This is a genomic window from Streptomyces panacea (assembly GCF_040560175.1).
In the GTDB taxonomy this organism is placed as follows: domain Bacteria; phylum Actinomycetota; class Actinomycetes; order Streptomycetales; family Streptomycetaceae; genus Streptomyces; species Streptomyces panacea.
Genome location: NZ_JARJHW010000001.1, coordinates 19,884 through 45,080, shown reverse-complemented (window position 1 = coordinate 45,080; position 25,197 = coordinate 19,884). Strand labels below are relative to the sequence as shown.

Annotated in this window: 21 protein-coding genes; 9 read left to right on the top strand and 12 right to left on the bottom strand. The window is 72.1% G+C overall.

The features are described 5' to 3' along the window. Window positions 1-159: 159 nt before the first annotated feature. Together P3L51_RS00205 and P3L51_RS00200 are read right to left on the bottom strand one after the other, a co-directional pair. Window positions 160-2,457: a serine/threonine-protein kinase gene (locus P3L51_RS00205; protein ID WP_354602906.1), complete on the bottom strand. Its 2,298-nt coding sequence runs from the start codon at window positions 2,455-2,457 to the stop codon at window positions 160-162. Beyond that, window positions 2,439-3,401: an oxygenase MpaB family protein gene (locus P3L51_RS00200; protein WP_354602905.1), complete on the bottom strand. Its 963-nt coding sequence runs from the start codon at window positions 3,399-3,401 to the stop codon at window positions 2,439-2,441. Before P3L51_RS00200 ends, P3L51_RS00205 begins: the two co-directional genes overlap by 19 nt. Before the next feature lie 155 nt (window positions 3,402-3,556). Between P3L51_RS00200 and P3L51_RS00195 the strand changes: the two genes are divergently transcribed. After that, on the top strand, window positions 3,557-5,092 hold the full coding sequence (locus P3L51_RS00195; protein ID WP_354602904.1) for an ATP-dependent DNA ligase: 1,536 nt from the start codon (window positions 3,557-3,559) through the stop codon (window positions 5,090-5,092). Window positions 5,093-5,598: 506 nt separating this feature from the next. On the opposite strand, the gene P3L51_RS00190 is transcribed toward P3L51_RS00195, so the two are convergent. From P3L51_RS00190 to P3L51_RS00170, 5 genes are all read right to left on the bottom strand, one after another. Continuing rightward, entirely contained in the window at window positions 5,599-6,639 is a 1,041-nt protein-coding gene (locus P3L51_RS00190; protein ID WP_354602903.1) for a phosphatidylinositol-specific phospholipase C domain-containing protein, read from the bottom strand. Window positions 6,640-6,802: 163 nt separating this feature from the next. Then, complete coding sequence (locus P3L51_RS00185; protein ID WP_354602998.1) at window positions 6,803-8,731, bottom strand: NAD-binding protein; 1,929 nt, start codon at window positions 8,729-8,731, stop codon at window positions 6,803-6,805. A 165-nt stretch (window positions 8,732-8,896) separates the two neighbouring features. Next, window positions 8,897-10,102 (bottom strand): methyltransferase, encoded by a 1,206-nt coding sequence (locus P3L51_RS00180; RefSeq protein ID WP_354602902.1) that lies wholly within the window; start codon window positions 10,100-10,102, stop codon window positions 8,897-8,899. 65 nt (window positions 10,103-10,167) lie between these two features. Further along, window positions 10,168-10,437 (bottom strand): hypothetical protein, encoded by a 270-nt coding sequence (locus P3L51_RS00175; RefSeq protein WP_354602901.1) that lies wholly within the window; start codon window positions 10,435-10,437, stop codon window positions 10,168-10,170. A 4-nt stretch (window positions 10,438-10,441) separates the two neighbouring features. Next, complete coding sequence (locus tag P3L51_RS00170; protein ID WP_354602900.1) at window positions 10,442-11,143, bottom strand: TetR/AcrR family transcriptional regulator; 702 nt, start codon at window positions 11,141-11,143, stop codon at window positions 10,442-10,444. Window positions 11,144-11,563: 420 nt separating this feature from the next. Between P3L51_RS00170 and P3L51_RS00165 the strand changes: the two genes are divergently transcribed. From P3L51_RS00165 to P3L51_RS00145, 5 genes are all read left to right on the top strand, one after another. Further along, entirely contained in the window at window positions 11,564-12,181 is a 618-nt protein-coding gene (locus tag P3L51_RS00165; protein WP_354602899.1) for a hypothetical protein, read from the top strand. Next, the gene (locus tag P3L51_RS00160) at window positions 12,178-12,873 is read left to right on the top strand and encodes a class F sortase (RefSeq protein ID WP_354602898.1); all 696 of its coding nucleotides are present in this window, start codon (window positions 12,178-12,180) and stop codon (window positions 12,871-12,873) included. Before P3L51_RS00165 ends, P3L51_RS00160 begins: the two co-directional genes overlap by 4 nt. 62 nt (window positions 12,874-12,935) lie before the next feature. Next, window positions 12,936-13,757, top strand: a complete 822-nt coding sequence (locus tag P3L51_RS00155) for a GNAT family N-acetyltransferase (protein WP_354602897.1) — start codon at window positions 12,936-12,938, stop codon at window positions 13,755-13,757. 383 nt (window positions 13,758-14,140) lie between these two features. Continuing rightward, window positions 14,141-14,344, top strand: a complete 204-nt coding sequence (locus tag P3L51_RS00150; protein WP_014061102.1) for a cold-shock protein — start codon at window positions 14,141-14,143, stop codon at window positions 14,342-14,344. A gap of 376 nt (window positions 14,345-14,720) precedes the next feature. Then, a complete protein-coding gene (locus P3L51_RS00145; RefSeq protein ID WP_354602896.1) occupies window positions 14,721-16,262 on the top strand; it encodes a DEAD/DEAH box helicase in 1,542 nt (513 codons plus the stop codon). A gap of 92 nt (window positions 16,263-16,354) precedes the next feature. On the opposite strand, the gene P3L51_RS00140 is transcribed toward P3L51_RS00145, so the two are convergent. After that, window positions 16,355-16,669, bottom strand: a complete 315-nt coding sequence (locus P3L51_RS00140; protein ID WP_354602895.1) for an SCO5918 family protein — start codon at window positions 16,667-16,669, stop codon at window positions 16,355-16,357. A 299-nt stretch (window positions 16,670-16,968) separates the two neighbouring features. Here P3L51_RS00140 and P3L51_RS00135 point away from each other — a divergent pair, with 299 nt between their 5' ends. Next, window positions 16,969-17,286 (top strand): hypothetical protein, encoded by a 318-nt coding sequence (locus P3L51_RS00135; RefSeq protein WP_354602894.1) that lies wholly within the window; start codon window positions 16,969-16,971, stop codon window positions 17,284-17,286. 159 nt (window positions 17,287-17,445) lie between these two features. On the opposite strand, the gene P3L51_RS00130 is transcribed toward P3L51_RS00135, so the two are convergent. The 4 genes from P3L51_RS00130 to P3L51_RS00115 all read right to left on the bottom strand — a co-directional run bounded on the left by P3L51_RS00130 (window position 17,446) and on the right by P3L51_RS00115 (window position 21,908). Further along, window positions 17,446-18,117: an HhH-GDP family DNA glycosylase gene (locus tag P3L51_RS00130; protein WP_354602893.1), complete on the bottom strand. Its 672-nt coding sequence runs from the start codon at window positions 18,115-18,117 to the stop codon at window positions 17,446-17,448. Then, window positions 18,114-18,569 (bottom strand): hypothetical protein, encoded by a 456-nt coding sequence (locus P3L51_RS00125; RefSeq protein ID WP_354602892.1) that lies wholly within the window; start codon window positions 18,567-18,569, stop codon window positions 18,114-18,116. Before P3L51_RS00125 ends, P3L51_RS00130 begins: the two co-directional genes overlap by 4 nt. Window positions 18,570-18,816: 247 nt before the next feature. After that, window positions 18,817-19,095, bottom strand: a complete 279-nt coding sequence (locus P3L51_RS00120; protein WP_354602891.1) for a GlsB/YeaQ/YmgE family stress response membrane protein — start codon at window positions 19,093-19,095, stop codon at window positions 18,817-18,819. A 95-nt stretch (window positions 19,096-19,190) separates the two neighbouring features. Next, window positions 19,191-21,908, bottom strand: a complete 2,718-nt coding sequence (locus P3L51_RS00115; protein WP_354602890.1) for a SpoIIE family protein phosphatase — start codon at window positions 21,906-21,908, stop codon at window positions 19,191-19,193. A gap of 179 nt (window positions 21,909-22,087) precedes the next feature. On the opposite strand from P3L51_RS00115, the gene P3L51_RS00110 reads away from it, so the two are divergent. Further along, window positions 22,088-24,283 (top strand): DUF6351 family protein, encoded by a 2,196-nt coding sequence (locus tag P3L51_RS00110; RefSeq protein ID WP_354602889.1) that lies wholly within the window; start codon window positions 22,088-22,090, stop codon window positions 24,281-24,283. Then, on the top strand, window positions 24,280-25,140 hold the full coding sequence (locus P3L51_RS00105) for an SMP-30/gluconolactonase/LRE family protein (protein ID WP_354602888.1): 861 nt from the start codon (window positions 24,280-24,282) through the stop codon (window positions 25,138-25,140). Before P3L51_RS00110 ends, P3L51_RS00105 begins: the two co-directional genes overlap by 4 nt. Window positions 25,141-25,197 lie beyond the last annotated feature (57 nt).

The window sequence follows — 25,197 nt, the reverse complement described above, 5'->3', positions numbered from 1 at the left end:
AGTAGCGCCGTCCGCCCGCAGGGCGGGGCCCGGGCGGCTGGTGCGGTACATCCCAAGGCGGAGGACCGGCCTCGTACCGGGCGTACTCGGCCGACTCCGACAACGCGGCGAGGTGCCGCACCAGCCGTCGCGGGCCAGGCGGGACGTTGAAGACACGACCTAGTACCGCCCCGCCTCCCGCTGCTGGCGCAGCGCCGCCACCCGGCGGTAGAGCTCCACCGCCTCACCGCCCCGGCCGAGTTGTTCGAGGCAGTGCGCCTCGTCGTTGCGGCTGGCCAGTGCGTCGGGGTGGTCGGGGCCAAGGACACGTTCGCGGGACTCCGCCACCCTGCGGTAGACCGCCAGGGCGTCCGACCAGCGGCCCAGCCAGCCGAGGCCGACGGCGACCTCGCGGCGGCTGACGAGGGTGTCCGGGTGGTCGGGGCCCAGGACGCGTTCGCGGATCGCGCACACGTCGCGGGACTCCACGAGGGCTTCCTCCCAGCGGGCGAGCCGGCCGAGGTTCACCCCCAGCCCGTGCCGGGCGCGCAGCGTCTCGGGGTCGGTGGGGCCGTGCACACGGGTGCGGTCGTCGACGAGGCCGCGGTACAGCTCCAGGGCCTCGGCGCTGCGCCCGAGCCGGCCGAGGCTTATGCCGACCTCGTAGCGAGCCGCGAGGCTGTCGGGGTGGTCGCCGCCGAGCGCGTGGGCGCGGCCGACGGCGACCTCGCGGTACGTCTGGAGCGCTTCCGTCCAGCGGCCGAGCATGCCGAGCGCGTAGGCGACCTCGTACCGCGTGACCAGGGTGTCGGGGTGGGTGGCCCCGAGCACCCTGGTGCGCGCCGCCGCCACCTCCAGCGCCATCCGGTACGAGTCCTCGATCCGGCCGAGCCGGCTGAGGTTGAAGGCGAGGTTGTGGCGGCAGCGCAGCGTGTCGGGGTGGTCGGCGCCCATGGTGCGTTCACGGGAGGCGAGCACCGCCGCGTACACCTCGTGCGCCTCGAAGTGCCGGCCGAGCTGGCCGAGGACGTACGCGGTCTCCTGGCGCGCGGCCAGGGTCTCCGGATGGTCGGGGCCCAGCGCCCTCTCGCGGCCTTCCGTGACGCGGACGAACTCCCGCAGCGCGTCCGCCGTGCGGCCGGTCCTGCTGAGCGTGAAGCCGACCTCGTAGCGGCTGCCGAGGGTGTCCGGGTGGTCGGGCCCCAGCGCGTGCTCCCGCTCGGCCGCGACCGAGCGGTGCACCTCGCCCGCCTCGTCCCAGCGGCCGAGCCTGCCCAGGCTGAGGCCCGCGCTGTGTCTGCTGTTGAGCACGGCGATCTGTTCCGGCGAGGGCGTGGGGCGCTCGGGGCGCGCGTACCCACCGGTCATCGCGCCCGTCGGTCCGGACGGCGTGGTCCATTCGCCGGTGAGTCCGGCCGTGTGGTCGGGCGGTGTGGACCGCGGGCCGGCGGAGCCGGTCGCCTTGTGGCCGATGGTCATGCCGTACGTCCAGGAGGGCAGCCGGGAGCCCGGTGCGTCCGGACCACCGGCGGCGTGCCCGTGGGACGTGGAGCCGGCGGCGGACGGCGGGTGCGCGAACATCGGCGGCAGGGCCGGCGGGCGGCCCTCCCGCCCTTCCCGGCCGGAGATGGAACGGGCCGCGATGATCCGGTGCCGCAGCGCGGTCGCGTCCGACGGACGCTCGTCGGGCGTCTTGGCCAGCAGGTCGAGGACTATCCGGTCCAGGAACTCGGGCAGTTCCGACCGGTGGCTCCGCAACGGCTGCGGCACGGTGTCCCGGTGCCCGACCAGGACGGCCCACGCGTCGTCCAGGTCGAAGGGCGGGACGCCGGTGGCGATCTCGTACAGGACACAGCCGAGCGAGTACAGATCGCTGCGATGGTCTATGTGACCGCCGCCGATCTGCTCGGGCGACATGTAGTGCGGGGTGCCCATGGCGATGCCCGTGCCGGTGAGCTTGGAGGTGAAGCCGATGTCGTGGCCGAGCCTCGCGATGCCGAAGTCGCAGATCTTCACCGCGCCGTCGGTCAGCCGCACGATGTTGGCGGGCTTCAAGTCCCGGTGGACGATGCCCTGTTCGTGCGTGTACGCGAGCGCGTCCGCGACCTGCTCGGCGATGTCGACGATGTCCGGCACCGGGAGCGTGCCCTGCCTGTTGTCCTCCAGGAGCTGACTGAGGTTACGGCCTTCCAGCAGCTCCATCACCAGATACAGCACACCGTCGTGCTCGCCGAAGTCGTGGACGACGGTGACACCCCGGTGCTGAAGGGCGGCGGCGACCCGCGCCTCGCGGCGGAAGCGCTCGCGCAGCACCCGGGTGAACGAGTGACCCTGCTGCGGACCGAGCGGCTTGAGGCACTTCACGGCGACGTGCCGGCCGAGCGATTCGTCCTGGGCCCGCCACACCTCGCCCATGCCCCCGCGCCCGATCAGATCGAGCAGCCGGTACCGGCCCTGGATCAGACTCGTTTCCGCCATCGCCCGCTGTCGCCCCCGTCGCCTCGCTGCGCCCTCCCCGGCCCGTCCAGTATGGCCGCCTGTCTGCGGAGTTTGGCAGCCTGTCTCCCGAGTTCGCGTGGAGCGGGCCGGGTGTCGTGCCCGAGTCTGGCCATCGCGCCCCTGATGTGGCCCGGTGGGATGCGGCGGCGCAGCCACCCGGGGATGGCGCGCAGGACTCGCCCGGTGACGACGAGTCGGCGGGTGACACGCCCTGGGGCCGGGGCTTCCCTGCCGTACAACTCATGGGCGTAGCCCGGCAGCGAGTCGTACGCGAGGGCGGAGACGCGGCGCCACAGCACCGCGCGGGCCGGGACGAGCAGCGGATGCACGGGCGGACGGCGCAGGAAGTCGTCGACCTCCCGTGGCTCGGGGCCGCCGGCCAGCTGGGGTCGTACCCGATCGAAGTACGCGGTGAGTTCGGCCCTGTCGGCGGGCACGCGCGCCGGGTCGAGGCCCACGAGGCGGGCGCTCTCGCGGTGTTCGTCGATGTAGCGGTCGGCGTGGGCGTCGCTGATGGGCAGGCCGGAGCGGCGCAGGATGTGCAGATAGGAGTCGACCTCGGCGCAGTGCACCCAGAGCAGCAGGTCCGGCTCGTCGACGCCGTAGCGCTCGCCCGTCGCCGGGTCGGTGACCATGATGTGGGAGTGGACGCGGCGGACGCGGGCGCCGGCCTCCTCTGCGGCCTCGGTGGTGCCGTAGGTGATGGTGCCGACGAAGTTGGCGATACGCCTCAGCCGTCCCCAGGCGTCCTGCCTGAAGTCGCTGTTCTGTATGACACCGCGCACGGCGCGCGGGTGCAGGGCCTGGAGGTAGAGCGCGCGGACGCCGGCGACCCACATCATCGGGTCGCTGTGCAGCTGCCAGGCGACCGAGTCGGGGCCGAAGAGGCCGGGGTCGCCGTCGCCGCTCCTGTCCCTGTCCACGCCTCGCACCGTGGCTCACCCCTCCGCTGTCGGCCGGACTGCCAGGTTAACCGCGTGCGGTCCGCCGTTCGGCACGGCACGGGGCGGGGCGGGGCGCCGACCGGCCGGCCGGCCGCGGAGGGGCGCGCGGGCGCGGGCCGTTGCACGATGGGCGCATGCTGCTGGCCACGCTCGCTCATGTCTCACAGGAGGTCGCCGCGACGTCGGCGCGGTCCCGGAAGATCGCCCTGCTGGCCGAACTCTTCCGCGCGGCCGGGCCCGCCGACGTGCCGGTCGTGATCCCGTGGCTGGCGGGCCGGCTGCCCCAGGGACGGATCGGTGTCGGCTGGCACTCGCTGAAGGACGCCGTACCGGCGGCGGACACGGCGACGCTGACCATCCGCGAGGCGGACGACGCGGTCACCGCTCTCGCGGCCGTCGCCGGTCCGGGCTCGCAGACCGAACGCAGACGGCTGGTCCAGTCCCTGCTGGGCGCGGCGACCGAGGAGGAACAGCGGTTCCTGATCGCGCTGCTCTCCGGTGAGGTACGCCAGGGCGCGCTGGACGCCGTCGCCTCGGAGGCGCTCGCGCGGGCGACGGACGCGCCGCCCGCGGCCGTCCGCCGGGCGGTGATGCTGGCGGGGTCGCTGCGGAGCGTCGCCGAACGGTTGCTGGCGGACGGCCCCGAGGCGCTCGGCGAGTTCCGGCTGACCGTGGGCCGCCCCGTACTCCCGATGCTCGCGCGAACGGCGGGGAGCCTGGCCGAGGCGGTGGAGAAGCTCGCGCCGTGCGCCGTGGAGGAGAAGCTGGACGGGATCCGCGTGCAGGTCCACCGGGACGGTGACGCGGTACGGGTCCACACCCGCACCCTCGACGACATCACCGACCGGCTGCCCGAGGTGACGGCCGCCGCGCTGGCGCTGGACGGTGACCGTCTCATTCTGGACGGGGAGGTCATCGCCCTGGGTCCGGACGGCAGGCCCCGGCCCTTCCAGGAGGTCGCCGGGCGGGTCGGTTCGCGCACCGACGTGCGGGCGGCGGCAGCGGCCGTACCGCTGTCCCCGGTCTTCTTCGACGTGCTCGCCGCCGACGGCGAGGACCTGCTGGACCTGTCGTACGCCGAGCGCCGTACGACGCTGGACCGGCTGGTCCCGGAACGGATGCGGGTGCGGCGGGTGGTGGTGTCCGCACCGGAGGGGGACGCCGCGCTCAACACCGCCGAGGCGGAGGAGTTCTGGCGGGCCACGCTGGACCGGGGCCACGAGGGTGTCGTGGTCAAGGCGCTCGACACCCCGTACAGCGCGGGCCGGCGCGGGGCCGGCTGGGTGAAGGTCAAACCGGTCCTCACACTGGATCTCGTGGTGCTGGCCGCCGAGTGGGGCCACGGCAGGCGCACGGGCCGCCTGTCGAATCTGCATCTGGGCGCCCGGAAGCCGGACGGCTCGTTCGTGATGCTGGGCAAGACGTTCAAGGGCCTCACGGACGCGATGCTGGAGTGGCAGACGGCGCGGCTGCGGGAACTGGCCGTGCGGGACGACGGCTTCACCGTGCGGGTGCGTCCGGAGCTGGTGGTGGAGATCGCGTACGACGGGCTCCAGCGCTCGTCCCGCTACCCGGCGGGGGTGACGCTGCGGTTCGCGCGGGTGGTGCGCCACCGCGAGGACAAACCGGCGTCGGAGGCGGACACGCTGGAGACGGTGCTCGGTACGTAGGGGGTCGGCCGGGTCCCCGCCGGAGAGGCGTCCCCCGGGTTGTCGTCGCCGGTTCCGGGGGCCGACGCGCGCCGTTTTGTTCGCCCGCGTACGGACTCTTGCCCGCCACGCCGGTCATGGCCGCGGGCACGGACGGCCCGGACCCCGCTCACCGACCTCTCGCCGCGCCGACGGCCGGGGCCGCGTCCTCCGACCGGTCCCTCCCCCGGTGGTCCGGGCCGGGAACGACCGCCGCTGCCGCGCCGTCGATGTCGCACGGCACCTGCGCGTCCGACCGCACGGCACGGCCGGACGGCCACCGTCCCGACGGGCTGACGGGCTGACGGGCTGACGGGCTGACGGACGAGGAATGGGCCACGGCGAAGGCGGAGTTCGGCAGGGGCCGGCCTCCCCGGACTTCGCCTTCCGGACGGGCTCGGTGGTCCTGGTCGACAGGAGGCGGTCGCGGGGATCTGCCCCCCGGGGCGGGTCGCGCGGCCCGGGGGACCGCGCAACCCTGGCACCGTCTAGCGGCCCGCGCCGCGCGCCACGACCGTGGAGAGCACGGACGGCAGCGTGTGCCAGTCCGACGACACGATGCTCGCGTGCCGTCCCGCGAGCAGCGTGACGCGGTCGCGCGCCTGTGCCTCCGTCGGGTTGGTGCCGTCGATGGCGGGCGCCACCGCGTGCGCGTCCGTCATGACCACCAGGTAGTGCCGTTGGTCGTACCAGGCGGCGTCGAAGCCCTCGGGGGCGTAGACGGACGCGGAGCCGTCGAAGACGACGAACCACGGCCGGAGTGTGGCGTCCGCGTAGCGGGTGCGGGGGTCACCGGCGGCGGCGCCGAGTACGGCGGGGAAGGCCGCCGCCTCGCCGAGCCGGCCGGCGGCTGCCAGGCCGCGCAGGTGGATGGCGTACTCGCGGTCGGTCCACAGGGTGTCGAGGGGGTTCTGCTGCTCGACGGTGCCGGGGATCAACTCGAAGATGAACTTGCCCGCGAGAGCGGAGCGCGCCGGCCAGCCGCGCTCCTGGACGGCGCTGTCGAGGTTCGCGCTGCCGCCCACGAGGTCGGCGGGCCGGTAGAGGGCGTCGCCGAGTGTGGAGCCGAGGAGCGCGTCGAGCGCGGCGGGGCCGCGTCCGCCGTTGCCCTGGAAGCCGTCCTTCAGCTCGATCTTGACGAGGATGGGCCGGTGGCCGGGGTTGGCGTCGTGCCAGGCCTTCATGTCCTTCAGGCAGCCGGGCAGCCCCTGGTCGCGCGCCTTGGTACGGAGCTCACCGGCGTTGGCGGCGTTGACGCAGTTGCTGTTGCTGCCGAGCGGGTTGCTGTGCGAGACCCGCCACGACGCGCCGAACACATTGGTCCACACGTCGAGTTCGAGCATCCCGGCACCGGAGTCCAGCGCGTCTGCGAAGTACGGGAAGGTCGTCTTCTCGTACGCGTTGTGGACCCCGACCCCGGTGGAAGAGGAGTACGGCAGCTGTTCGTCGGCGACGGCGGTGCTCGCCTGGCTCAACGCGCCCACCAGCGCCAGCGCCCCGGCCGCGCTCGCGGCCACTGTCGTACGCATGAGTCTTCCCATGTTCCCGGCCTTCCCGTCATACGAGTGAAGTGACGGGAACAGTAGGGCAGTTGAGTGACGTACGGGAGGACGGAGGCTTACGCGGACCGGCACTGTCCGCAGTACGGCGAGAACAGACGCACGGGGTGGCCGATATCCACGGCACCCACCGCTACGACGTGGGCCGGGGCGGGGCCGACTGACGGCCCATCAGCTCGGCCAGGCCCCGCCGGGTCGCGGCCAGCACGACACGGTCCTGGGCGCGCAGCACATAGCCGGGGTGCAGGTCCCAGACCAGGCCGGCGGTCCGGTCCTCGTCGTGGTCGCGGCGGGTGTCGGCGAGATCCGGCAGCCGGTCCCCCGGCGCCGCCGTGTCCAGGGCGATGATCCGCCAGGCACCGGGCCTGAAAACCTCGGCGACGGTGCGCCCTTCGAGCCTCGGATGTCCGGCCACGTCGATCGCCGCGACCAGCAGCACCTTGCGCTCGACCGGGATCGCGCCGAGGATCTGACGCCCCATCATGGCGATGGCGAAGGCCGGCGCGGCGAGCGTGGAGACACTGCGGCTGCGGGTGAGTGCGCGGGGGTGGGCCGCGCGCAGCGTCCGGTAGACGGCGGTGGCGAACTCGTCGTCGTACAGCCGCAGGGCGACCCGCAGGTCCGGCTTGACGGACCGCGCGTACAGGGCCGCTTCGAGGTTGGTGACATCGACGCTGGTGAGAGCGAGAAGGGCGTGCGCCCGGTGCACCTTGGCCGCCTCCAGGACGCCCTCCTGCGTCACGTCGCCGACCACCGTCGGCACGCGCAGGCTCCGCGCGAGGGCGATACCGCGCGCTTCGGGGTCCTCCTCCACGCACACGACGGGTATGTCGAGTTCACGCAGCCGTACCAGCACCCTGCTCCCGATCTTGCCGAGGCCGAGCAGCACGATATGGCCGGACAGCCCGCGGGGTGGCCTGCGCAGGGCCGACGCGTTGCGGAACGTACCGAGCGCTTCGAGTACGGCGGCGAGCAGCACCGGCAGCAGCAGCAACCCGGCCACTCCGGAGAGGAGTTGGATGATCTGGCGGTCCAGGTCCTCTCCGGTGGCGGGGTCTCCGATGGCGAACAGATCGAGCAGGACGATGTACGTGGCGTGCAGCGGGTCGTCGTCGAGAGTGAGCGAGGAGGCGACGGCCAGGGCCAGTACAGCGGCGGCGATCCCGGCGAACGACCAGCGCAGCCGCCGGGAGAGGAGCGAACCGAGCGGCGCCCCGCGCCCCGTCGTCCGGCGGCGTGACAGCGGCTCGCCCTCGTGGGAGACGGCCTCCAGGACCACGGTGCCCCGGCCGGTGGCCGCCGCCGTGCTGGCGTCGTCGGGCAGCAGCCGGGGGCCGTCGTGGCCGCTGCTGTCCGAACCCTCGGCGCCCGCCGGGTCGTTGGTCGTCGACGACAGCAGGGCGAGCGTGCAGAGACCGGGGTCGGCGACCTCGCCGGGACCCGGCGGGTTGCGCTCCACGGCCCGCAGCATCAGCCCGTCGGCACGGACGATCTTGCTGGTTCCCGCGACGGCGGTGGCCGCCAGCGCGGGCGCGGCGGTGTCGGCGTCCGAGAGCACGGTGGTGGACGCGTCGAGCGCGGCGATGTCCAGGCCGGGGACGGCGACGGCCGCCGCCTGGTCGAGCAGGTCTTCGAGATGTTGACCGAGTTTGCGGTTGTAGAGCCGGATGACGAGGCGCAGTTGGGGGTTGAGGCGGCGCGCGGCGAGAGCTGTCCTGATGTTGACCTCGTCGTCGTCGTGGACGAGCGCGAGCGCCGCCGCCTCGGCCACTCCCGCCTCGACCAGAACCTCCGTGTCGAGTTCCGGTGTCTCGATGAGCCGCGGGAGCGCAGGGTCACCGGGCCGGGCCTCGGGGCCGCCGGTCGCGGGGCCGTACGTCCGGGCCATGACCGCCGACATCCGGCCCATGAGGGCGGAGGCGCGGCCACGGCCGGTGAGCGGCGCGGGGTCCCTGCGTTCCGCGCGTACGGGCGGGACGACGAGGGTCACCTGTTCTCCGTAGACCTCACGCAGCTCACCGGCCAGCCGGTGGCCGAGCGCGTCGTCGCCACACACGATCATGTGGCCGGGTTGCGAGCCGTTGTGTACCTGGGGCGGAAGTTGCGGCAGTGACGTCACTGGCCCAGTGTGCCCAACGGGACGTCAGGAAAGGCAAGTTCCGGCCGGTCAGCGCCCTCAGAAGCCCGCCGGTGCCCGCCGGAGTCCGTCCGCACCGCCCGGCTCCGCTCAGCGCCGGACGGCCCGCAGGACCACGAACTTCGGATCACTCGCCATGACGTCGCAGTTGCCGAACAGCCGCCGCAGCTTGGTGTGGTAGCCGAGATGCCTGTTGCCGACGACCCACAGCTCGCCGCCGGGGCGCAGTGCCTCACGCGACCCGGTGAACATCCGAAAGGCCGTCGCGTCGGTCGTCGCCTGATGACTGTGGAACGGCGGATTGTTGAGTACGAGATCGGCCGACCCGGCCGCCACGGTGGCCATGCCGTCCCCGACGACGAACTCCACGGGATTGTCCGTGTCGACGTTCTTCCCGAAGGTCGCCTCGGCGGACGCCACGGCCGAGAAGGACTCGTCGATGAAGGTCAGCCGGGCCTCCGGATTGGCCACGGCGACGGCCGTGCCGACGACGCCGTTCCCGCAGCCGAGGTCGACGACGTGTTCCCGGCCACGACGCTCGGGCAGATTGCGCAGGAAGAACCTCGTACCGATGTCGAGGCGTTCGGCGCAGAAGATGCCGGCGTGATTGATCACGGTCAGGCCCGAGGCGTTGCCGGCGCCCTCGGGCACGGTGTACGAGATCGGCCAGGGGCCCGCCGCCGCGCGGGTGCGTTCACCGGCGCGGGCGCGGTCGGCGAAGGGCGCGCAGAAGATCAGGCGCGCCTTCTTCACGGCGAGCGAGGTCCGGGTGGGGCCGAGGATCTGCTCGAAGAGTTTCAGCGTGGAGGTGTGGATCTCGGTGACCTTGCCGGTGCCGACGACGACGGTCTCCGGATGGACGGCGGGCGCCAGCCGGTGCAGCTGGTCCTCCAGCAGGGAGAGGCTCTTGGGCACCCGGATCAGCAGGACGTCGATCCGCTCGGGCGGTGTGTCCCGTGCCGCGAGGAGCCGTACGGCGTCGGTGTCGACGCCGTTGCGCAGCAGATTGGCGTGGGTCGCCCGCTGGGTGAGGTACGAGTCGGTGATCTGTACGGGGCGGTGCGGGGCGAGCGCGGTGGAGAGCGCACCCCAGCGGTCGCCCACGACCACCACGCTGCCGGACAGATCGACGCCGCCGGCGCCGCCGGGGGTTTCGACCTCGGCCTCGTCCTCGTCCCCGGCGAGATGCCGCAGCAGATACTCGTCTGCCGCGTCCCAGGCCCGGAGCGTGTCACGGGGCTGCTCGGGAAAGCGGGCAAGGTCGAGGTCGCCCCAGGGCGTCGTCAAACGGTTCATCGTCCACTCAGGCTAACCGAGCGGACCGGCCGCCTTCTCGGCGGCGTAACCCGCTGAACTGCCGTTCAGCCGTCCCCGTCCATACGATCCCGATCCTGCGCCGCCGCTTCCCTGGCCATCTCGCGGGCCCGCTGGAGCGCGACCCTGGCCTGCCGCACGGTCAGTACGGCGGCGAACTCCGACCGCGCGATGTCGAGGACGACATCGGCGTCGGCGGGCGGTCGCGGGTGGTTGCGCAAGGCGATGTCGGCGGCGGCCAGCGCGAGGATGTCGTCGTCGGGCGACGCGTCCGGCTGGGACATGCTGCGCATGACCTGGTGCCAGAGCCCGCTCATACCCTCACGCCCCCTCGTCCGCCCGTAAGGCGCCGTCTCCCGGTCCCGCGGGATGGCCGATCGTGGCGAGCACGTGCTGGATCATCTCGTCCGCCACGACCTCGCGCGGCACCGCTCCACCGCCGCGGGCCCAGTGCGCCATCAGCTCGTTGATGGCGCCGATCAGCGCCACCATCGCCAGGGTGTAGTCACGCGGCACCGCCTCGCCGCGCCCGACGGCGCGGTCCGCCTCGCCGGTCAGGAAGTCCGTCCACAGGCTGCGCCAGACCACCCGGTGGTCCTCCACGGCGCGGTTCACACCGATCACCTCGACGAAGGCGACCCGCGCGGCCGCGAGGTCGGCCGTCACCGCGCCGACGTACGCGCGCACCAGCGCGGTCACCCGGGTCCTGGTGTCGGCCGCGGCCATGTCGGGACCGTCGAGGGCCGCGAGCGTCGCCTCCATGCCGGCCCGCGCGACCTGGTTGTGCAGCGCGATCAGCAGGGCCTCACGCCCTTCGAACTCCTGGTAGAAGGCGCGGATCGAGACGTGCGCCGTGGCGCAGATCCGCTCGATCGACGTGCCCACGTAACCGCGGGTCGTGAAGAGATCGGTCGCCGTCGTCAGCAGCCGCTCGCGGCGCAGCGCCTTGCGGGCGTGTCCGGTGCCGATTTCCGCCCCGTGGAGACCGTCCGCACCGCCCACGGGACCACTTGCCGATTCCATCCGCTCTCCCCGAATCACGCCGTGCCGGAATCACGCCACGCGCCCATGGCGGAGTCACCGGTAAGAGTGCTTACCGAGCATGGCACGCACCGTGCGCCCGCCGGTCGGTTTTCGGTGAATTCCCCCGAGCGGTACGTCGCGGAGATCGCGACCCACCCCGTCGGCAGCTCAGATGTTCGAGAGCCCTGGGGCTTGCGCTCAGATCGGTTCCGACCCGCCCGTCACACCCACACCACCGGCCACATCGCCCGCGCGGTAACCCGAGTGCCCGACCGGTAACCCGAGTGGCCGCAGCGGCGGGCCCCCGGAGTGCGCTGACAATTCATCACTTCTAGCGTCGGGATCGCTGTGTGGTGCGTTCGGCATTTCCCGCCGTGGCGCCCGCGGCGTACACGCGACGATCCACGAGTGGGAGATGCGATGCGGCGCACGATAGGTACGGCCTCGGCGGCGGTCGCGGGCGCCGCGGCACTCATTCTCGGGGCGGGGGCAACCGCGTTCGCGGGCGACGAGGCCGAATACGACTACAGCGTCTCCCCCGAGGCGATCGAACCCGGCGGCGAGGTGACGATCCGGACCACCGGATGCCAGTCGCCCACCGTGACCGTGTCGTCCGGAGTCTTCGAAACCGTCACCCTCAACGAGGGCGAGACGAAGTCGGCGAGGATCTTCGACGACGTGAAACCGGAGGCCGAGTACGAGATCACCTTCGACTGCGACGGTGTGATCCGCTCGGTGCCCCTGATGATCAAGCCCGGCAAACCGGGCAAGCCCGGGAAACCCGAGAAGCCCGGTAAGCCTACGCACTCGACGGAGCCGCTGGAGCCGTGGGAGCCGTCCCGGCCGGACCACCCGGAACAGCGGCCGCACAAGCCCCAGGAGGACGGCGCGCACAAGGGCGTGAACGCCGGTATCGGCGGCGGCACCGACGGGGGGCCGAACACGGCGGGTCTGGCGGTCGGGGCCGCCGTCATCGCGGCCGCGCTCGGCGGCGGGATCCACCTCGCCCGCAACCGGTCGGCGAACGGCTCCCGATGACGGAGACGGAAAGGCTCCGGGCCTCCCGCTGGTCGACGGTCGTGCTGCTGCTGCTCGTGGGCATCTTCGTGGTGCGGCTCAGCGGCGAGGGCCGGCCCGTACTCCCGCCGCAGCCGGCGGGCGCGGGATCCGCCGTGCCCGACGCCGCTCCGGACGCCGTCGCGGGTGCGGACGCCGTCCCGATGCCGCACGCGGCGGGAGCCGCCGCGCGGGCCGCGCCTCCGCTGCCGCGCTCCACCCCGACCCGGATCCGTATCCCCTCGGTACGCGTCGACGCGCCGCTGACGCGGGTGTCGCTGGACGCGGGCGGCTGGATCGACGCGCCACCGCCCACCAGACCGGATCTGGCGGGCCACTTCCGGGGGTCGGTGACACCCGGCGAACAGGGCACCTCGGTGATCGTCGGTCACGTCGACACCGGTCAAGGCCCCGCCGTCTTCTACGACTTGGGCCGGCTCACCAAGGACAGCCGTGTGGAGGTGACCCGCGCCGACGGCACCACGGCCGTGTTCACCGTCTACGGCGTCGAGGGCTTCACCAAGCGGAACTTCCCGGCCAGGAACGTCTACCGCGCGACGGGCGCGCCGGAACTGCGCCTGATCACCTGCGGCGGCGCGTTCACCGAGAAGACGGGATACCAGGGCAATGTCGTCGCCTTCGCCCGGCTCACCGAGACCCGCAAGGCGGCCTGACCGGCCGCGCCGCGCCGCAAACCCTGTTGCGGTGGGGGCGGCGACCCCGCTGGAGTGGGCGGATGGACACTGAAGCCGTACGCGCGCTGTTCGACCGCCAGATGCGCAGAGAGGCCCCGGCCGACGGCCCCGGGGTCGTGGTCGAACGGGTCGGCGCCGTGGTCCGCCAGACGACCACCACCGGCGGACCCGGCGCGGACGAGGCCGCCGACGAGGCCGTGGCCGGCGGCTGGAACGGCGTCCTGTGGTCGGACCTGGACCCGGACTCGGCGGATGCCGCGATCGCCGAGCAGGTACGTCATTTCACCTCCCTGGGCCTTGAGTTCGAGTGGAAGCTCTACTCCCACGACGGCCCCCGGGACCTCGCCCGCCGCCTGGAGGCGGCCGGGTTCACCCCGGAGCCTCCGGAGACCCTGATGATCGCCGAGGCCGCGGCCCTGCCGAAGCAGGTCGCGCTGCCCGAGGGCGTACGGCTGATCGCGGTCACCGACGCGGCGGGTGCGGAGCTGATGGCCGAGGTCCACGAGCGGGCTTTCGGCGCGGACCGTTCACACACCCGAGAGCGCCTGCTGGCCCAACTCGCCGCCGCCCCGGGGGATGTGGCGGCGGCCGTCGCCATGGCCGGAGACGTACCGGTGAGCGCGGCGCGGATGGAACTGCCGACCGGCACGGAGTTCGCCGGCCTCTGGGGCGGCGGCACCGTCCCCGCCTGGCGCGGCCGGGGTCTCTACCGCGCGCTGGTCGCCTTCCGTACACACCTGGCCGCCGAGCGGGGCTACCGCTACATGCAGGTCGACGCGTCGAGCCAGAGCCGCCCCATCCTGCTGCGGCTGGGCTTCGAGGAGCTGAGCACGACCACGCCGTACGTCCACACGCCCGGCTGAGCCCGGACTGCGGGCCCACCGGGTCAACCCGAGCGCGTGCCCGGGTTGGGCGCGTATACGCCGACGGGAGTAGCCGTCGGGTGAAGAGCCGGAGAATATTCCCCGATCGCGGCTCCGAAAAATTCTCCGGCGTCTCGCTCGATTTTTCGGGGGCACCACCCGGGATCGCCAAGACGTCCCGTACTCGGCCGCATGCACCGTGCTACTGTAGACACCAGTTGCAGTTGTGGTTCCCGAAGACTTCAAGTGCTCTCGCTGACTTTATGTGTCGGTGGGCGCGCTTTTGTATTTCCGGTGCTTTTCCGGACGGGGTAATCATTTAAGGCGACGCGGGGTTCGCACAGTGCGGGCCCCCGGGCAGCATTGCCCTGAAGGAGATCAAAATGGCTAGTGGCACCGTCAAGTGGTTCAACGCGGAAAAGGGTTTCGGCTTCATCGAGCAGGACGGCGGCGGCGCTGACGTCTTCGCCCACTACTCGAACATCGCCGCCCAGGGCTTCCGTGAGCTGCAGGAGGGCCAGAAGGTGAACTTCGACGTCACGCAGGGCCAGAAGGGCCCGCAGGCCGAGAACATCGTTCCCGCCTGACGCTGAGGCGTAAGACGTAGCTGGGGCCCGCACCTTGCGGTGCGGGCCCCAGCTACGTTGCTTTTTCTCCAGGGCCCGCCCGGTGCGCGTGACACAGTGAAGTGTGGCGCGGGACCAGGTTTCTCCTCGCTGTCCTGACGGCCGGCCGACACATCTCCACCGATGTCGGCCCCGCACCGGACTGCCGGGCCCCCGTACCCCCGGCGACCTGGTCGCCTACGCTCGGTCGATTCCGAGTATTTCCACGTGCCGGCTCCGGCGTTTCACGCCCCGGCGCGGTTCTGTTTTGTTTTCCCCCGGCTCGTTCTTGCGATTCTTTGCGCGGTCATTCTGCCCAAGAGTTCCTCGATACGTGCCGCATCGAGAGAGGTTCAGCATGAACCGCACACCTCGCACGAACGACCGTTACTCACGCACCCGCTCCGGCGGCCCCGGCGCGTCCGGCGGTGGCGGCAGCCGCTTCCGCCCGCAGTCGTCGGGCTCGGGCCGTTCGGGTTCCTCCGGCCGGTCGGGAGGCGGCTACGGCCGTCGTCCCGCCGCCGTGCACGGCGAATTCGCCCTGCCGGTCACCATCACTCCCGCCCTGCCCGCCGTGGCGACCTTCGCCGAGCTGGACATGCCGTCACCGGTGATGACGGCGCTCACCGGCCTCGGCATGAGCGAGCCGTTCCCGATCCAGGCGGCGACGCTGCCGAACTCGCTCGCGGGACGCGACGTCCTCGGCCGCGGTCGCACCGGCTCCGGCAAGACCCTCGCCTTCGGCCTGGCGCTCCTCGTCCGCACCGCCGGACAGCGTGCCCAGCCGAAGCAGCCGCTGGCGCTCGTTCTCGTACCCACCCGCGAACTGGCCCAGCAGGTCACCGACGCGCTCACCCCCTACGCCCGGTCGCTGAAGCTGCGGCTCACCACCGTCGTCGGCGGTATGTCGATCGGCCGTCAGGCCGGCGCGCTGCGCGGCGGCGCCGAGGTCGTCGTCGCGACCCCCGGGCGGCTGAAAGACCTCATCGAGCGCGGCGACTGCCGGCTGGACCGGGTCGCCATCACCGTCCTCGACGAGGCCGACCAGATGGCCGACATGGGCTTCATGCCGCAGGTGACCGAACTGCTCGACCAGGTACAGCCCGAGGGCCAGCGGATGCTGTTCTCGGCGACGCTGGACCGCAATGTGGACCTGTTGGTCCGCCGCTACCTGAACGACCCGGTGGTTCACTCCGTCGACGCCGCCGTCGGCACGGTCACCACCATGGAGCACCACGTCCTGCACGTGCAGAACGCCGACAAGTACGCGACCACCACGGAGATCGCGGCGCGTGACGGCCGGGTGCTGATGTTCCTGGACACCAAGCACTCCGTCGACCGGCTGACCGAGCACCTGCTGAACAGCGGCGTACGCGCCGCCGCGCTGCACGGTGGCAAGTCCCAGCCGCAGCGCACCCGGACACTCGCCCGGTTCAAGACGGGTCATGTCACGGTGCTCGTGGCGACGAACGTCGCGGCGCGCGGCATTCACATCGACAATCTCGACCTCGTCGTGAACGTCGACCCGCCGAGCGACCACAAGGACTATCTGCACCGTGGCGGGCGTACCGCGCGCGCCGGGGAGTCGGGCAGCGTCGTCACGCTCGTCCTGCCCAACCAGCGTCGCGAGATGACGCGCCTGATGGCCGACGCGGGCATCGTCCCGCAGGTCGCGCAGGTCCGCTCCGGCGAGGCCGAGCTGAGCCGGATCACCGGGGCGCAGGCGCCGTCGGGTGTTCCCGTGGTCATCTCCACACCCGTCTCGGAGCGCTCCAAGGGCGGTTCGGGCAGCCGTGGCCGCAGCCGTCCGGCCCAGGGCCGCAGGTCGTCGGGCTCGGGCGCCTCGCAGGGCCGGTCCGGCGGCGCGCGCCAGTCGTCGTCGCGCAGCTGGTCCGCGTAGCTGCCCGAGGGCCGCACAGGTCCACAACACGGAGGGCCCCGTCACCTACTGGTGACGGGGCCCTCTGCGTAGGTCGTGTGCGAGCGGTTCGCTCAGTTCTGCGCCTGCGCGGGGGTGCCGAGCATCGCCGACGCCGTCTCCAGCGGGGTGGGCTCCACCACGGGGGCGGGAACGGGGACGCTGCGGCAGGTGAAGCCGAGGCGGGTCAGCGCGCGGGTCACCTCGGAGGAGGAGAAGTCACGGCGGTCCTGGCGCGTGATCACTTCGCCCACCTGCTTCACCGGGTACGTACGGCGGCTGATGACAACGGACTCGCCCGTGATCGGCTCGGGCTTGATGCCCTTCATCGCCAGCTGCACCTCGCTCTTGACCAGTTCGAAGGGGAAGCGGGCGATGACGCAGCGCATAGTGCCTCGGCAGGGAGAAGGGGGGAGTAGCGGAGTCTCAAGCATCCCACACGAAACGCCCGCCCGGAAGCGAAACCTCCTCCGCTTGCCTGGGCAAATGTTCGTGGAGCATAAGTGCCCGCCGGAATCCGATTCCCGGAAACGGACGCGAGAAATCGCCGGTCAGCGGTGAATCCGCCGGGGAGACCCGGACGGCGATCCGGATCCGGGAGGTGATCGGAGCGGAAAACGGGGCAGGTCACAGGGTGGGGCGCGAAGCCCACCCCGTACCGCGGGGGCCGTCAACGCCAGGAGTTCGCATGACCGCGTACGTCATCACCGTCCCGGGCACCTTCCTGCGCACGCTCGACGCCGACTCCCGCGCGGCGCTGCTGCGGGGGCTGCGGCCCGCGGACCCGCAGCACACGGCTCTGGGTGAGGCCGAGGAGCTGGACATGCTGACGGTCCACGAGGGCGGCACCTTCAGCATCCGGCTGGAGATCGCGGCCGACAACAAGCGGGCGGCCGAGACGGAGGCGAAGCGGGTGGCGGGCGCCGCGCTCGGCGAAGCGGGCTTCTCGGCGGACGAGGCGCCGTTGGGGCCGGCGTTCGTGACGGGTATCGACAGCGAGTACTGACCGCACGCGGGACGACACCCGCTCAGGGCTGTCCCGTCATCCCCGGCGGGCGCACGACGACAGCCACGGCACCTCGCCGCGTTGCCGGACCGCCCGAATGACGCCCGGTACGGGGGCCACCCTCCGCCGTGCGACGCACCGCATCTCACGGGACAGCCCTTAGGCCGAGGCGCCGGATCTCGTGTCCCGGCGCGCCTCGCGCAGGCACTCCTCGACCAGGTCGTCGTCCAGTGCGGCGCGTACCAGCGCGGCGGCCAGGGCGGCGGGGCCCCTGTCCCCCGCCAGCCGGGTGAGCGCCGCCGCGTCCGTGCCGAGCCCGAGACGTTCCGCGCCACGCAGGGCCTTGGTGTCGAAGTAGGGCACCACCTCGGGCCAGACGGCCTGTGCTTCGCGCAGGAAGATGTCCGCCCCCGTGGGGCCGATGCCCGGCAGGTCCTGGAGCAGGTGGCGCAAGACGGGTATGTCGCCGTCGGCCTCCGCGCGCATACGGCGCGGGTCGGCGTGCCACCGTCGGATCAACAGATGGGCGCCGTCGGCGAGTTGGGTGGCGGTGCTCTCGTCGTAGCGGCGGTAGCCGCCCCGGTCGAGGACGTCGACGCGCTGCTGCCAGGTCGCCCCGGCCATCCGGCGTGGGTTGCGCAGGCCCGCCTCGTTGAGGGCGCGCGCCGTGGCGACGGCGACGCCGGCCCGGATGGGGGCGCTCAACAGGAGGGCGAGGACGATGAGTTGGTATAGGGGCTGCGGAGTGTCACGCAGCCGGATGCCGGCGTCCTCGGCGTAGGTGGCGCCGTGGGAGCGGAGGAGTGCGTCTACGACGGCGCGCTGTGTCATCGAAACCTCGGAGGGGTCGTCCGCGCGCCGCGCGGCGGGCCGGTGTTGGTACGGCCGGCGGGACGTGGGGTGCCATAGGCGCGGCGCCGGGCGGCGCGGCGCAGCGCCTCCGTCTCCGCGCGTGCCTTGGCCGCGCGGTCCTGTGCGATACGGATCTCCTCGGCGCGGCTCTCCTCCGCGGGCGGAGCGTCCTCCTGCGGCCGGGAGTTCTCGGGCGGGGGGTTCTCGGGCGGGGGGTTCTCCGACCGGGTTTCCGCATCGCCGTCGGCCGGCAGTGGCGCCCGCAGATGCGGCAACAGGAATTCCTCCATGCGTCCGAGCGCCACTGTGACCAGCAGCATCAGCGCCGGAAATAGGAGGGATATCAGTACGGTCGGCAACAGCCCCATATCCCAGTCCCTTTCTCTTCCCAGCCTGAGCAGCGCCGGATTGAGCGGTCTGTCGGATTTCACACTGACGTGCCTGATTCGCACTCTCTACGAAGCCTATGGCGTCCGCACGGACCTCGCTCGTCGGCTCTCTTACGGCCGAATCCAATTTGACACAGACGGGCGCGGGTGCCCTTCCGCACACGCATACGCATACGCATACGCATGCGCATGCGCATGCGCATGCGCATGCGCATGCGCACGCGCACGCGGCGGCCGGCGGATGATCCGCCGGCCGCCGCGTGCGTATTTCAGTGCGCGTACCCGGGTGTCAGGCGCGCCGACGGCTCGATGTGCGCCCCGAGACGAGGCGGAACAGCACCAGGAGGATCAGCGAGCCGACAATCGCTGCGATCCACGTGGAGAGGTCGAAGAATCCGTCGATGGAATCGACTCCGAACATCACCTTGCCGAGCCAGCCGCCGAGAAGTCCGCCGGCGATTCCGATGAGCATGGTGATGATGAGGCCGCCGGGGTCCTTGCCCGGCAGCAGTACCTTCGCCACGATTCCCGCGAGAAGTCCGATAAAGATCCACGCGATGATGCCCACGAGGCACCTCCCTGTCTTCGGATCGACGACTTCGGTCACGACATCGGGTCACGACTGCGTCTGTTCGAATGACCGGGTTCTCCGTGCGGGCGCTTTCAAACGTCGAGGTTGTCCCACGAGTCCCCCAAGAAAGCGGACTCACCGTTGCCGAGCGGCTGTTCGGTCCAGATGACCTTGCCCTGGGCGCTGTAGCGGGTCCCCCAGCGCTCCGCGAACTGGGCGACGAGAAAGAGCCCGCGGCCCCCCTCGTCGGTGCCGGCCGCCTGCCGCAGATGCGGTGAGGTGCTGCTGTGGTCGGAGACCTCGCAGATCAGGCTGCGGTCGCGGATCAGCCGTACGCGGATGGGTCCGGAGGCGTAGCGGATCGCGTTGGTGACCAGTTCGCTGAGGATCAGCTCGGTGGTGAACGCCTCCTCGACCAGGCCCCACTCCGTCAGCTTGCGCGTGACGTCGGCCCGCAGTCTGCCCACGGCGGCGGGGTCGGCGGGGATCTCCCAGTCGGCGACGTGCGCGCCGTCCAGGACGCGCGTGCGGGCGACCAACAGGGCGGTGTCGTCGCGGGGATGCTCGGGCAGCAGCGCCTGGAGGACCGCGTCGCACGCCTCCTCCGGGGTCCGGTCGGCCTGCTCGGAGAGCGTTTCGCGCAGCAGGTCCAGGCCCTCGTCGATGTCCCGGTGCCGGTCCTCGACGAGTCCGTCGGTGTACATCACCAGTCGACTGTTCTCCGGCAGATGGACCTCAAGGGATTCGAAGGGCAGTCCGCCGAGGCCCAGCGGCGGGCCGCCGGGCACGTCGGCGAAGGCCGCCGTGCCGTCCTCGTGGATGAGGACGGGCTGGAGGTGGCCCGCCCGGGCCATGGTGCAGTTCCCGGAGACCGGGTCGTAGATCACGTACAGACAGGTGGCGCCGGTGACGGCGGCGTCGACTCCGTCGACGGCCTCGTCCTGGTCGATACGGGCGACCAGTTCGTCCAGGTGGAACAGGAGTTCGTCGGGCGGCAGGTCCAGCGTGGAGAAGTTGTGGACGGCCGTGCGCAGCCGGCCCATGGTGGCGGCGGCGTGCAGGCCGTGACCGACGACGTCGCCGACGACGAGCGCCACGCGGGCGCCGGGCAGCGGGATGATGTCGAACCAGTCGCCGCCGACGCCGCCGAGACCGCCGAGACCCGCCTGGGCGGGCAGATAGCGGTAGGCGACGTCGATGGCGCTCTGGTCGGGGAGGCCGCGCGGGAGCAGACTGCGCTGGAGTGTGACGGCCATGGTGTGCTCGCGGGTGTAGCGGCGGGCGTTGTCGACGCTGACCGCCGCCCTGGCGACCAGTTCCTCGGCGACAGACAGATCCTCGCCCTCGAACGCCTCCGACCCCGCGGACCGCCAGAAGGTGACGACGCCGAGGATGACGCCCCGCGCCTGCATCGGGACGGTGATCATCGAGTGAATGCCCTCTTCGTCGACCAGCTTCCTGGCGCGTTCGGGCCGCTGCTTGTGCCAGCCGGAGAACGCGGCGAGATCGGCGACGAGAATCGCCTCGCCGTTCACGACGGCGTCGCTCACCGGCGTGGCCTGGGCCAGGTGGATCAGCTCGCCGAGAGGGTAGAGCGAGGTGTCCTCGTCCGGGCCGCTGAAGGCGGTGCGGCGCATGTCCATCACGACGGTGGCCGGCTCCTCGCCGCGCAGGACGGCCTCGACCACGTCGACGGTGGCGAAGTCGGCGAAGTGGGCGGCGGCGAACTCGGTCAGTTCCTCGCAGGTGCGGGCCACGTCCAGGGTGGTACCGATCTCCGTACCGGCGTCGTACAACAAGCGCAGGCGCCCCCGGGCCACGTCGGCCTTCCCGGTGAGCGCCTGGAGTTCGGTGGTGTCGCGCAGGGTGGTCACGCTGCCGGGCGGGCCGCCGTCCTGGTCCGTGGGCCGCTGGCTGATGGCGAGCAGCCGCTCGCCGACGGGATGGACCTCGTCGGTCGCGGTCCGGCCGGAGCCCAGCAGGTTCCCGGTGTTCGGGTCCAGGCCCAGCTCGGTGACGGAGCGCCCTTCGACGTCCGCCGGAAGGTCGAGGAGTCTGCGGGCCTCGTCGTTGGCGAGCAGCAGTCTGCCGTCGCCGCCGGCGATGAGCACCCCCTCGCGTACGGCGTGCAGAACCGCGTCGTGGTGCTCGTACATCCGGGTCATCTCGGTGGGTCCGAGCCCGTGCGTCTGGCGGCGCAGGCGCCTGCTCACCAGGGCCGTACCGCCCATGGTCAGGACGAGCACGCCGGCCGCGGCGCCGAACAGGAGCGGGAACTCGTCCTCCACGACCGCGCTCACCCGTTTGATGGTGATGCCCGCGGAGACCATCCCGACCACCTTGCCGCTGGCGTCGAAGACGGGGACGACCGCCTGTACGAGCGGGCCGATGGTGCCGGTGATCTTCTCGGTGATCACATGCCCTTCGAGGGCGGGCTTGAGATTGCCGACGAATTTCTTGCCGACCCGGTCGGGAATCGGGTGGGTATAGCGGATTCCGTCGGTGTTGAGGACCACGATGAAGTCCACGCCCGAGCGTTCTCTGGCCAGCTCGGCGGGTTTGCGCAGAACCTCGGCGGGATTGGGGTTCTTGAGCGCCGCCTGGATGCCCGGCGAGTTCGCGAAGGTTTCGGCCACGGCGACGGAGCGGTTGCGCGCCTCTCGGTCGCTGTCCGTACGGCCCTGGAGTACGAGCGCGGCGGAGGCGGCGGCGACGAGCAGTACGACGATCGCCACCTGAAGGAGAAAGACCTGGCCCGCGACAGTTCTCATCTTCAGAACGGAGCGCCGGCGGCCGTCGCGTCCGGCCATGACCCCTTTCTACACCCCTCTCAGGGGGTGGGCGAGCCGCGGGTACCGGTACGTGGTCTTGACCCGGCACTTCGCCGCATGAACCATTCTGCGGGTCCGGGAGTGATGGGGAGTGAAGTGGAGTGACACGAGTGTTCACCGGCCGGTGCGGCCGGTCGGCAGATCTTGGGGGTTCATCGGTGTCCCGTCGGTCCGTCCTCGCCATCGCGCTCGCCGCGGGCGCGTTGCTCTCGACCTGTCTGCCCAGCGCCGCCGCGCAACGGCCGGACGGTGACGCGCGGCTCACCATCGGCACGCTGTCGACCCGGCCCGACGTGGTCACCGGCGGTGAGGTGCTGGTGCGCGTCGGGGTCCCGCGGAGCCTCGACCCCGACGCCGTACGCGTCACCCGCGACGGCACGGACGTGACGTCGGCCTTCACGGCTACGGGCTCCCCGCCCGGGACCCTGACCGGTCTGGTGACGTCCCTGCGTGAGGGCCGCAACCGGCTCGTCGCGACCGTCGCGGGCCGGCCCGGCGCGCGGGCCACGCTCCGGGTCCGCGACCATCCGTCGGCCGGCCCGGTCATCAGCGGTCCGCACGAGCGGCCCTTCGTGTGCGGTACGGAGTCGTTCAAGCTGGTCGACGGCTCCACGCTGGGGCCGCCGCTGGACGAGGACTGCTCGATCGCGACCCGGGTCGACCACGCGTACCGCTCCACCGACGGGACCGTGAAACCGCTGGCCGATCCGGCGAGCCGCCCGGCGGACCTCGCGACGACCACCACGACCACCGGCGCCCGGGTGCCGTTCCTCATCCGGATCGAGACGGGCACGCTCAACCGGGGCGTCTACCAGATCTCCATGCTGGCCGACCCCGCCGCGCCGGAGCCGACCCGGACGCGGCCCTCGGACGGGTGGAACGGGCGGCTGATGTACACGTTCGGCGGCGGCTGCCGGGGCGGCTGGTACACGCAGGGCAGGGACACCGGCGGCGTACTGGACACCGAGATGCTGGGGCGCGGGTACGCCGTGGCCTCGTCGTCGCTCAACGTCTTCGGCAACAACTGCAACGACCTGCTGGCATCCGAGACCACGATGATGGTCAAGGAGCACTTCGTGGAGCGGTACGGCGTCCCGCGCTTCACCATCGGCTGGGGGTGCTCCGGCGGCTCGTACCAGAGCTATCAGACCGCCGACAACTATCCCGGTCTGCTCGACGGCATCATCGTCGGGTGCAGCTTCCCGGACGTGACGTCGGCGACCAACACCACGCTGCTGGACTCCCGGCTGCTCGACCACTACTTCACCGCGACGGCGCCGGGCGAGTTCAGCGCCGAGCAGCAGACCGCGGTCGCCGGTTTCCGTGAGCGGGCGAGCATTCCGAATCTGAGCGACGGCGCGAAGCGTCTCGACCCGGACGCGGAGTTCCCCGCCGCCCTGCCCGAGGAGCAGCGCTACGACGCGCGCACCAACCCCGGCGGGGCGCGGGGCACGGTCTTCGACCACACCGTGAACGTGTACGGAACCGACCGGCGCACCGGCGCCGCGCTGCGCCCGCTGGACAACGCCGGTGTGCAGTACGGACTCGACGCGCTGAACGAGGGCGCGATCGACAAGGAGCGGTTCATCGATCTCAACTCCCGGGTCGGGGGCATCGACCGCGACGCCGAGTTCACCGCGGGACGGACGGTGGCCGACCGCACCGCGACCGAGGCGGCGTACGGTACGGGCCGCATCCTGTGGGGCGGCGCCGGTCTGGCCGGCACGCCGGTCATCGACCACCGCTCGTACACCGACGATCTGCCCGGCGGCGACATCCACATGGCGGTGCACGGGTTCTCCACCCGCGCCCGGCTGATCGCGGCGAACGGCCACGCGGACAACCAGGTGATGCTCGCGGAGGACAACCGCCACGGGTTCAGTCTCAGGAGTCCCGCCCTGCGGTACGCCCTCACCGAGATGGACGCGTGGCTGACGTCGCTGACCGCACGCGCCTCACGGACGGCGTGGACGGCGTGGACGGCGTGGACCTCGCGGGACGTCGTCGCGCACAAGCCGGCGGGGCTGACCGACGCGTGCTGGACCAAGGACGCGGCGCCCCGGAAGATCGAACAGCGCCTCGGTTACGACAACGCGGGCGAGTGCGGCGCGCTTTACCCGGCCTTCCCGACGCCGAGGCTGGTCGCCGGCGCCCCGCTCGCGGACGATGTGATCGCGTGCGCGCGCAAGGCGGTCGACCCGGCCGACTACGCGGTGCGATTCACCGGTGATGAACTCCGGCGGCTGCGTGCGGCGTTCCCGGGCGGGGTCTGCGACTGGAGCAGGAGCGGCCAGGGGCAGCGGCCGCCCGCGGACAGCTGGCAATCGATCGAGGACAGGGGTGGGGCACGATGATCGAGGTCGCCGTACGGGCACAGGCGAAGCTGGGCGAGGGTCCCACCTGGGACCCGGCGACCGGCCGGCTGCTGTGGGTGGACATCCTCTCCTCCCGGATCCACACCTTCGACCCGGCCGACGGCCGTCGTACGGTCATGGTCACCGAGCAGCACGTCGGCGCCGCGCTCCCACGGGCCGGGGGCGGGCTGGTGGTCAACCTCCGTGACGGCATCGGACTGTACGGCCCCGGTGGCGACTTCACGTGGCTGGTGCGTGACCCGGTGCCGGGCCGACGGGGCAACGACGCGGCCGTCGCGCCCGACGGCGCGCTGTGGGCGGGCAGCATGCGCTACGACGAGGCGCCGGGCGGCGGGGCGCTGATCCGGGTGGCGCGTGACACCTCGGGGGCGTCCGCGGTCACCGACACGCGGCCCGTGACCGTCGGCAACGGCACCGGCTGGAGTCCGGACGGGCGGACGATGTACTACGTCGACACCCCCACGGGGCGTATCGACCGGTTTCGCGCCGACGCGCACTCCCCCGGCGAACCGCTGGTCGACCAGGGCCCGTTGGCGACGATCGAGCCGGGCGCCGGGCACCCGGACGGGCTGACCGTCGACGCGGACGGCTGTGTCTGGGTCGCGCTGTGGGACGGTGCCGCGATCCGCCGCTACACTCCGGACGGCGAGTTGGACCGTACCGTCGAACTGCCCGTACTCCGCCCCACCTCCTGCGCGTTCGGCGGCCCGGAGCTGCGCGACCTGTACATCACCACCGCCCGCGTCGGGGTCGTCGCCCCGCACCCCCTCACCGGCTCGCTCCTCGTCCTGCCGGACGCGGGGCAGGGCGTCCCCGACACCCCGTTCGCCGGCTGAGACGGGTGGCCCGGTGCCCCAACAGGCCGCGCGGCCGGTCGCGTTCAGCCGGACCGC